This is a genomic window from Stenotrophomonas sp. B1-1 (genome assembly GCF_010894375.1).
In the GTDB taxonomy this organism is placed as follows: Bacteria; Pseudomonadota; Gammaproteobacteria; order Xanthomonadales; family Xanthomonadaceae; genus Stenotrophomonas.
This window is the reverse complement of sequence record NZ_JAAIUZ010000038.1, coordinates 1-7,644: the sequence shown is the minus strand read 5'-3', so window position 1 is coordinate 7,644 and position 7,644 is coordinate 1. Positions and strand designations below refer to the sequence as shown.

Annotated in this window: 11 protein-coding genes and 1 pseudogene; all 12 read right to left on the bottom strand. The window is 63.4% G+C overall.

The genetic code is table 11. The annotated features are described in order from the left end of the window. On the bottom strand, window positions 1–257 hold a 257-nt coding region (locus G4G00_RS22050), incomplete at its 3' end, for a phage tail protein I (RefSeq protein ID WP_240336204.1). A 1,330-nt stretch (window positions 258–1,587) separates the two neighbouring features. After that, a complete protein-coding gene (locus tag G4G00_RS21305; protein ID WP_205515589.1) occupies window positions 1,588–2,478 on the bottom strand; it encodes a baseplate J/gp47 family protein in 891 nt (296 codons plus the stop codon). 95 nt (window positions 2,479–2,573) lie between these two features. Beyond that, window positions 2,574–3,233, bottom strand: a complete 660-nt coding sequence (locus G4G00_RS21300) for a hypothetical protein (RefSeq protein ID WP_164276453.1) — start codon at window positions 3,231–3,233, stop codon at window positions 2,574–2,576. Window positions 3,234–3,838: 605 nt separating this feature from the next. Beyond that, window positions 3,839–4,318, bottom strand: a complete 480-nt coding sequence (locus tag G4G00_RS21295) for a phage virion morphogenesis protein (RefSeq protein WP_164276450.1) — start codon at window positions 4,316–4,318, stop codon at window positions 3,839–3,841. Continuing rightward, window positions 4,318–4,800 carry a phage tail protein gene (locus G4G00_RS21290; RefSeq protein ID WP_164276447.1) on the bottom strand — a complete coding sequence of 161 codons (483 nt, stop codon included), beginning with the start codon at window positions 4,798–4,800 and terminating at the stop codon, window positions 4,318–4,320. Before G4G00_RS21290 ends, G4G00_RS21295 begins: the two co-directional genes overlap by 1 nt. After that, complete coding sequence (locus G4G00_RS21285; RefSeq protein ID WP_164276444.1) at window positions 4,797–5,318, bottom strand: hypothetical protein; 522 nt, start codon at window positions 5,316–5,318, stop codon at window positions 4,797–4,799. The genes G4G00_RS21290 and G4G00_RS21285 overlap by 4 nt, the downstream gene beginning before the upstream one ends. Then, complete coding sequence (locus G4G00_RS21280) at window positions 5,318–5,953, bottom strand: glycoside hydrolase family 19 protein (RefSeq protein ID WP_164276441.1); 636 nt, start codon at window positions 5,951–5,953, stop codon at window positions 5,318–5,320. The genes G4G00_RS21285 and G4G00_RS21280 overlap by 1 nt, the downstream gene beginning before the upstream one ends. 1 nt (window position 5,954) lies before the next feature. Then, window positions 5,955–6,230, bottom strand: a complete 276-nt coding sequence (locus tag G4G00_RS21275; RefSeq protein ID WP_164276438.1) for a phage holin family protein — start codon at window positions 6,228–6,230, stop codon at window positions 5,955–5,957. Then, the gene (locus G4G00_RS21270) at window positions 6,223–6,576 is read right to left on the bottom strand and encodes a putative holin (protein ID WP_164276433.1); all 354 of its coding nucleotides are present in this window, start codon (window positions 6,574–6,576) and stop codon (window positions 6,223–6,225) included. The genes G4G00_RS21275 and G4G00_RS21270 overlap by 8 nt, the downstream gene beginning before the upstream one ends. Before the next feature lie 2 nt (window positions 6,577–6,578). Further along, a complete protein-coding gene (locus tag G4G00_RS21265) occupies window positions 6,579–6,794 on the bottom strand; it encodes a tail protein X (protein WP_164276429.1) in 216 nt (71 codons plus the stop codon). Then, window positions 6,794–7,261: a head completion/stabilization protein gene (locus G4G00_RS21260; protein ID WP_164276426.1), complete on the bottom strand. Its 468-nt coding sequence runs from the start codon at window positions 7,259–7,261 to the stop codon at window positions 6,794–6,796. The genes G4G00_RS21265 and G4G00_RS21260 overlap by 1 nt, the downstream gene beginning before the upstream one ends. A 113-nt stretch (window positions 7,262–7,374) precedes the next feature. Then, window positions 7,375–7,644 (bottom strand): annotated as a pseudogene (locus G4G00_RS21255) (terminase); the annotation flags it as partial.

Genomic DNA, 7,644 nt, shown 5'->3' with positions numbered 1-7,644 from the left:
GTGCCCTTGCTGCGCTGGATCGGGATGGCGCTGGCAATGCGCTGGCGCTTGATACGCTCGGGCCAGGCGCTGTCCCAGCTATCCAGGGACATCTCCCAGGCCAGCCACGGCAGGAAGCCGGTCGGGCAGCGCATCGGATCCTTGAGCAAGCCATGGGTCATGGGCACCTGCATCAGGCAGGCATCGGCCGCTTCGCCGGCACGCTCCAGCGCGGTGGCATTGGGCGGCAACAGGGTAGGGGAGGGTACATGGCCGATGATCCCGTCCCAACTCAGCCGTGCGCCGGCAGGCAAGGGCTGATCCAGCGTGATCGTCCAGGGCGCCTGAAGCCGGTAATCGACCACGGTGACCGATGTAGCAAAGGTGGGGATGTAGCCGGTGGCCTGTGGGCCGTACTCCAGCTGCGCTCCCCACAAGCGCAATGCATGTTCCTCGCCACCTGGCACAACGCTCGTGCTGGTGTACGGATATACCGGGCTCGTTGCATCGTCCAGATCCCACAGGTAAGGGGCGGTGATGTCCAAGCCGGAGGCCCCATCACCCGGGTATTGATCGCTGTCGGGGCGTACGTGCAGATAGAGCGCTAGCATCAGCAGCCCATCGGCCACCCCGGTGACATCCATCTCGATCAACCGGCCGCCGTCGCCGCTGGGCACGATGCGCAGCGCGCTCACATTAGGGGTATCCATCGGTCCGACCACAATGCCCTCGGCCAGGTCGACGGCCAAGCGATTGGTGCGCGCCACGGCGCCGTCGGTGCTCTGCAACTGCAACCCCAGGTAGCGCTTGCTGCCGTTGCGCTCGCGTGCGGCCAGACGAAGCCGGTAGCGATGCCCGGCACGCACGATGTGGCGCAGGTACGCGTAATGGTGCTGATTGGTGGAAACGGCGGTTTCGATCAGGCCGTCGTAGTTCACCCCGGCGATCGGCGATGGATCCGAGACGATGGCGGTGGCATTGATCCGGCTCCAGGGACCGGCCAGGCTACCCTCGCAGGAGGGGTATACCGTGAGCTCTCGGGCCTGCGGACTCAGGTTGGGCACGTTCTCGCACCGCAGGCGCACCCAACCATCTTCGAGCGGGTCGGCGGCCACCGTAACGCCTGCTGGCGCTTGCACGCAGGTGAAGCGGGCGTCGGCAAAGCGGTACTCCACCTGCACGGCGCCGGTGGGGCTGGACAAGGTCAGCACCGCTCGCGATGCGCCGTCGCTGCGGACATAGGCCGAGACGGCTGCCCCTTGCGACAGTGCCGGGACGGTGATCGGCTGACGCACGTAATGCGACCTGGGAGTAGCGCCGGTCGGGATCAGACGTACAGCGGTGGCGCTGCCGTCCGGCGCTGGAAGCTCGGTCAGTAATTGGCAGTTGCTGCCCTTCCACGGTGATCGGTCCGGCTGCTGCGAGTAGACGAGCTGATTGCTGCGCGGCCGATTGGACAGGGGCACAGTGCCACGCCAATCACTGAGATAGACCTCCTGCAACTGACGGATGTCCGGCCAGGCATAGCCGGCAATGCTCAGGCGGTAACGGGAGGTGGCACCATTGCCGACGGCAAACGGCATGGCGCGAACCGGGCGGGCAACGGCCTCAGTCATCGCCCACCCCGCCATTGGTGAGCGTGATGCTGGTGCAGTGACTGGCCTGGGTGGCTGTCACGGCGATATCGGCCAGCGGCGCATGCAGTTCCACGCGCTGCACGCCCTCGACATGAAGGGCTGCAAACAGTCCCGAGCGGGTCACATCGCGTCCGATGCGGTGGGAGTCATCCACATAGGCCTGCAGGCGTCGGCGGGCCTCGCCGAGCACCACCTGCGCATCGGGGCCGGCGAAGGTGTACACGCTGGCGTCGATGGCAAAGGCCACGACCTCCACCGTTTGCACAATGACGTAGTCGGTCAGCGGGCGTACCGAGTCGGCCGAAAGCGCCGCATCCACGGCAGTGATGAGCTCGCTGGAGGCACTACCATCGCCCTCGCGCGAGAGGATCGACACACGCACCACGCCCGGCGCATCGCTGATCGCGCTGGCATCGAGCACACGCGGATCGGCGCCCAAGGCATGGAAGATGTAGGCACCTTCCGGCCCGGCGACAGACAGGCCCTCCGGGGCCAGCTGGATTCGGCGGCGGAAGGCGGCATCATCTTCATACACCGCCGGCGTGCCGGTGACCGGATCGGCCGGTGTCAGCAGTTGCCGGGTGACGCCAAACGGTGCGGCCAGGTGATCCAGGTCGCCGTGCTGGGCATAGGCCAGCAGCAGACCTTTGGCGCGCTGGTTGAACTGCTCGCGCAGGATCAGCTCGCGGTACGCGCTGGCCTGGAGCAGCTTATAGAGCGGCTCGGACTCGAGCAGCAGCACGTTGGGCAGGTAGAGGTGGAGCTCGGCCACGCGCTGGGCGAGCAGCTGCTCGAAGGAGAGCTGCTCGAACACATCGGGTACGGGCAGCTTTGATAGATCAACGGCGGTAAAGGTGGACACAATAACGGCCCGACACGAAGGTTGAAGCATCGTCGTCGGGCCGCGGACACTTCACTATTGCCCTGACACGTAGTGTCACGCGCTACAGATTACCTTTAGCCGATGAGCATCACATTGGGGTCCCGATAAGGTTGCTCGATCAGCTTCTTGAGCTCCAGTCGCCCACCTTCATTGGCAAGGGCAAGTGTGATTCCCACACAATTTTTTGCGTCGCTGCGTTGTACTTCACCCCATACCAGAAGTTCTACGGCACATTGACGCAGCACTGCCTGAAAATCCTGATCGGAGAGTTGTTCGATATGAGTGGTCAGTGCTTCAATGCCATCGCGTGGCGTACTCGCGACTCGTAAAAGAACTTGATAATCCCCCTCATTCTGATCTTCCCGCAACTGCTCAGGCGGAATCTGCGAAATTGTGTATTCCAGGGCAATTGCAACATTCCTATCGTTTCGCGGATGCGTCCATGAAATTCCTTGTGCAACATAATTGGCTAAATTTCGTGGATTTGCGCCATGGCGAAGAAAGATGTTTGTGCGTGCCTCCTCGATTAGGGGTTGGATGTCATCGTTCGAAAGCTCTTCCATAGCCAAGATTAATGAGCCTTGCTGGTGAGAGATGCAGAGGCTGTCAAATAACGCTGTGATAGGTGCGTTGTCGACTTGGGTGCGCAAAGTTTGGATCGCAACCGCATCACCTTCTGCAATGGCCTGGGCGTGATTGCGAAGCGAAGGGATTCGAGCAATGTCCATCTGCATCAAGAGTGACTTACTTTCAATGCGATCTTCGATAGAGCCAAAGTAACCTTTGGCCAGACAGCGGAATGTTTCTGCAGAGGTCGGGTCGCTGTGCGGGTGGGTGGAGATTATCTCCGTGGTGCATCGTCTATTGCACGCTTCGACAATTTTCTGTGCGAAGGTGCGAGCTTCTCCAGGTCGGCACATAACTCCATCGCCCAGGTAGATGCGGGTCGGGCTAGGTGGAGGCGAAGATGATCGAATAATTACCATGAAGGTTCGCTTGAAGATGGTTGGCTGGATGATGCGCGTTGACCGGGAAGCAATAGTTGATCTGTTGGGTACAGATCTTCGATCGAAGTGGCTGAGCCGCGCTGGATCTTCCCTCTTTTGGACGTGATATTGGGTCTAGCGCCTGGCCGATATTGTTCGAAAATATTCGAATTTTCTTGCGGTGTTCATTTGTGCCGATGGTTGCGCTTCGTCGGTTTAGCTTGATCTAGAGCGACTTTGATTGCCTCGGCCGCTCGCCTTTTACATCACAACGCATGTCGGCCGCTCGATGGTGTGCGCCATGGCCTTATCTGGACTGACACGGGCGGTGTACATTGCCGTGCTGCAACGTTTCACTTGGGGTAAGGCTGCCACTGCTGGCGGAGGTGGCCCAAAATTAGTTCGCGGACCTGAAGAACATCGGCTTGCGTAAAGCCCAGCAGCTGACGCCGCTGATAGGTCACGCGTGGGCCGCCTTTGCTCACGCTATCGCCCCGGCCTTCCTGGTGGACCATAGCGATACGCGAGACACGTCCGGTAAAACCCACGGCCACTTCATTGGGGTTTGCGCGCACGCGCAGGTGGCGCGCCTGTCGGATTTTGGCAAACATCGCCCCGCGCTTGATGCGCCCGGCCTTGGCGCGGCGGCTGGGCGGATTGCGACGGGCCGCATAGGGCGAGCCGTCCGGGTTCTTCTGGGCCGCAATGCGCTGTTGCTGCGCGCGACGTAGCGCGGTGCCCACCTTGCGGGCCAGCCGGCTGCGCTGGGCAGGTTGCAGCTGCTGTAGGAGCGGCGCGACCCAGTTCTCAAGGCGCTGCAGATCTGCGTTCATTACGCGATGGTCGGCAGGGTGGCGATCACCACGCCATCGGCCAACAGCGCGCCCCCGGCCAGCGTATCGGTGTGTTCGTCCTCGGTGGGCGGTTCGGGCAAGTGCTCCAGTATCAGCGCACCGCCTGCATCGCGCACCACACGCACGCGCTCAGTTAGCGGCAGCTTGATGGCCAAATCCACCAGGTTGTCGGACAGCACATCGACCTCAAAGGTCAGCTTGTCGCGATTGGCAGGGTTTGCCAGCAGTTCGCTCTGATGACGGGTCAGCCACTGCAGCAGCGGTACCATCACCGCCTCCGGGGCGCCGGCAAAGTCGGTTAGCACCAGGTCCAGGGTGTAGCGGTATTCAAACGAGGCGCCGGGTCGGTAGGTGCCAGCCACCCCGCCGTTGTCGACAAAGATCAGCAGGCGCTCGGGGTCGGCCTGTAGGCAGGGCAGGGCGGCCACCAGGTGCTGGCGTAAGAGCTGGGGCTTCTTCATGGTGCATGTTCCTGGCCACCGAGCGCGGCATGCAGTTCCCTCACCAAGCCCTGTAGGCCGATCACTTGCTCGGCAGTGGCGTGGCAGAGGGCGTAGTTGCTGGCGACGGTTTGGGCGACGGTAGAGAGTTCAACGCCGGCGGCGGGCGCATCAGGATCGCCGGCAACACCGGCAGGTTGGCCGGTCGCGGCGGCGTCATGGAGCTGCACGAAGCCAGCAGGCACAGCGCAGGCAGCATCCGCATTTTGGGTGACATAGACAGGGACCTCTTTGACGATGGTGTCGCCGTGCTCGCGTACGACCTGGACGCGGTCCACGTATTCGGTCACGACGCGGGTAGTGCCCTGGGCCAGGGTCAGCTGGTTGGCCAAGTCCGCCTTTTCGGCGTTTGCGCGGTCCAGGGCGTCGTTGGCACGATCCAGTGCCGTCATGGCGCGGCTGACGCGGATCTGTTGGCAACTGAACAGGCCGGCCGTGGCCAGCACCAGGATCAGCGCTAGCAGGAGGCGCTGGAGCATCAGCGCACTCCCAGCAAAGCCAGGGCGCGAGTGGTGCGCGCGGTGCGATCGGCCAGGCCGTTGGGCGTGGCGCGGCTGCGCGCATTGCCCAGGTTCACGGTGCGGCTGACGGCCAACACGTCGCGCTTGTCGGCCAGGGTGTTGAGGCCGGCATCGCGCCAGTAGGCAGCAGCGGCCATGGCGCCGATTTCCGGCTCCAGCAGCAGGGTCGGCTGTTCTTCCAGCGGCTGGCCAATAAGCTGACCGACATGCCGATAGTTGCCCCGGCCGGTGTGCTGCATCGGCCCGCGCCCTCGGAACAGGTAGCCATCGCCACTGGTCTCGGTGCCGTTGCCATCGCGGTTGGCATAGACCCGATTGCCCAGCTTGACCGGCTGGTGCACAAAGGCCGCCGCCTCATCGGCATCTACATAGGCGCCAAACACGTCCAGCAGGCGGGCGCGGCTGTAGCTGAGCGATTCCTCCACCCGCGACAGACTCAGACTCTCATGGCCCAGCTGGCCCAGGAAGTAGGCCACACGCACCGGCGTGGTGATGCCAAAGCGCTTCATGGCCGCGTTCAGCGGATCGACCCAGCGCTGGGCGCGCGGCAGCGGGCACTGCATGATCTGGGCGAGTAGTGCAGCGGTGAGCATGTCAGCGGCCTTCAAACAACTGGGCTAGATTGCCGCGTGCGCGGTACACGGCCACTGCCAGGATCAGCAGCAGGATCAGCTGCCAACCGCTGACGGGTGCACGCTGGCCCAGCAGCAGGATCTGCAGGGCCTGACCGCCGGTGGCGGCGATCAGCAGCCAGGCGGCCCAGGCAATGCCCGGGCGGTGTCGGGCGCCAGGCGCAGGCCGATAGCTCAGTAGGCGTGCGCAGATAGCCAGGCAGCACAGCAAGGTTGCAGGGGTGAGCAGTTCAACCATCGCAGCCTCCACGCGGCAGGTGGCGCGGATTAGCGCTGCGGCTGCGCTCGATCAGGGCCAGGGTCAGGGTGATGATGGTGGCCGCGCACAGGAAGGCAGCCAGGCCACTGGAGGCCACATCGAAGCGGACCATGACCTCGGTACCGCCTAGGTAGCCGGCCACCACACTGATGGCCAGGTAGATCACGCGCTTGAACAGCGACAGATCCTTGGCCGAGACGACAAACAAGGTGGCACCAGCGAAGGCGCCAATGAAGGCATCAGTCTCGATGCCAGGCAGCAGCGAGGCCAGGCCAACGCTAGCGGCCAGGGCGGCCATGCTGCCGGTGGAGGTGGGTTCGGTCATCATCAGTCCCAGAGTTGAACCAGCGGGCGCACCACGGCGCCCGCGGATGGGGTCGGCACCTCGGGAAGCTCCATAACGGTGCCCAGCGGCAGGATCGGCCCGTGCAGGCTGATCCCGTAATTGAGTGCCAGGGCCTTTTCCACCATGCCGGCGGTGGTACCCAGGTGGCGGTGGCACAGCGCATCGAGCGTGTCGCCTTGCAGGGCCATCACGCGCATCAGATCAGCTCCACGGTGACCCGGCGGGTACCGAGCAGATCGCTGATGGCATTGCGCAGATCCCGGCGCATCTCATCAATGGTGGGGCTTAGATCATCGGCGCGCTGATTGCCCTGAGCGGTGGCGTCATAGCTGCGGTACCGCTCGTGCAACTCCACAGCGGTGGCGCAGTAGACCGCGCGCAGAAACAGCTGCACCAAATAGGGCTGGCCATCGACGATCGCCGCCGGCACCTCGTTCAAGGTGCGATAGCCGGCTGCTTCCCGCTCGGTGCGCCAAGAGTCTAATTCGGCCATCACTGACATCACGGCCATCACTACGGTCGCACGCAGGCGTTGTGGGGTTACATTGCCTGGAATACGGATCGTCTCGCGCAGCACATCCATCTCGATGCGTGGCCAGAAATCGCCGGCAGCGATGGGATCTTGCTTTGAAGGGGTAGAGGAATTGGCGGTAAAGCTGCTCATGGTGATGTCCTGATCGCCGGTGGTCGGGGCGTCACATCCATCAGCACGCTGTGAATGATCGGCCCCGAGCCGGCGGGGTTGCGGGGTACGCTCAGTGTGAGCCAGCGGTTGGATCAGCTGGCCTCGAATCTCTTCAACATGCGCTCAGCGCGCTTGAGGTCTTCCTTGCCGCCACAGCTATCGTGCAGCGCGATCGCTCGGCGCAGGTCGGCAACCGCTGCAGTGACGGCGTCCAGCGGCAGCGACGCATCGTCGCTACCGGTGCCGAGTACGCCCCGGGCACGCGCCAGCAACAGCCGGGCACGGACTTCATCGGGCATATCGGCCCCCTCGGTCAGCTGCACGGCTCGATCAATCACCGCCCCATCAAACGGGGTGCGGGT

Bases quoted from the DNA above. Each gene is read 5' to 3' on its own strand.
- G4G00_RS21270 (WP_164276433.1), bottom strand. From the start codon at position 6,576: ATGACCGAACCCACCTCCACCGGCAGCATGGCCGCCCTGGCCGCTAGC.
- G4G00_RS21295 (WP_164276450.1), bottom strand. From the start codon at position 4,318: ATGAACGCAGATCTGCAGCGCCTTGAGAACTGGGTCGCGCCGCTCCTA.
- G4G00_RS21285 (WP_164276444.1), bottom strand. From the start codon at position 5,318: ATGCTCCAGCGCCTCCTGCTAGCGCTGATCCTGGTGCTGGCCACGGCC.
- G4G00_RS21290 (WP_164276447.1), bottom strand. From the start codon at position 4,800: ATGAAGAAGCCCCAGCTCTTACGCCAGCACCTGGTGGCCGCCCTGCCC.
- G4G00_RS21275 (WP_164276438.1), bottom strand. From the start codon at position 6,230: ATGGTTGAACTGCTCACCCCTGCAACCTTGCTGTGCTGCCTGGCTATC.
- G4G00_RS21300 (WP_164276453.1), bottom strand. From the start codon at position 3,233: ATGCAGATGGACATTGCTCGAATCCCTTCGCTTCGCAATCACGCCCAG.
- G4G00_RS21265 (WP_164276429.1), bottom strand. From the start codon at position 6,794: ATGCGCGTGATGGCCCTGCAAGGCGACACGCTCGATGCGCTGTGCCAC.
- G4G00_RS21260 (WP_164276426.1), bottom strand. From the start codon at position 7,261: ATGAGCAGCTTTACCGCCAATTCCTCTACCCCTTCAAAGCAAGATCCC.
- G4G00_RS21280 (WP_164276441.1), bottom strand. From the start codon at position 5,953: ATGCTCACCGCTGCACTACTCGCCCAGATCATGCAGTGCCCGCTGCCG.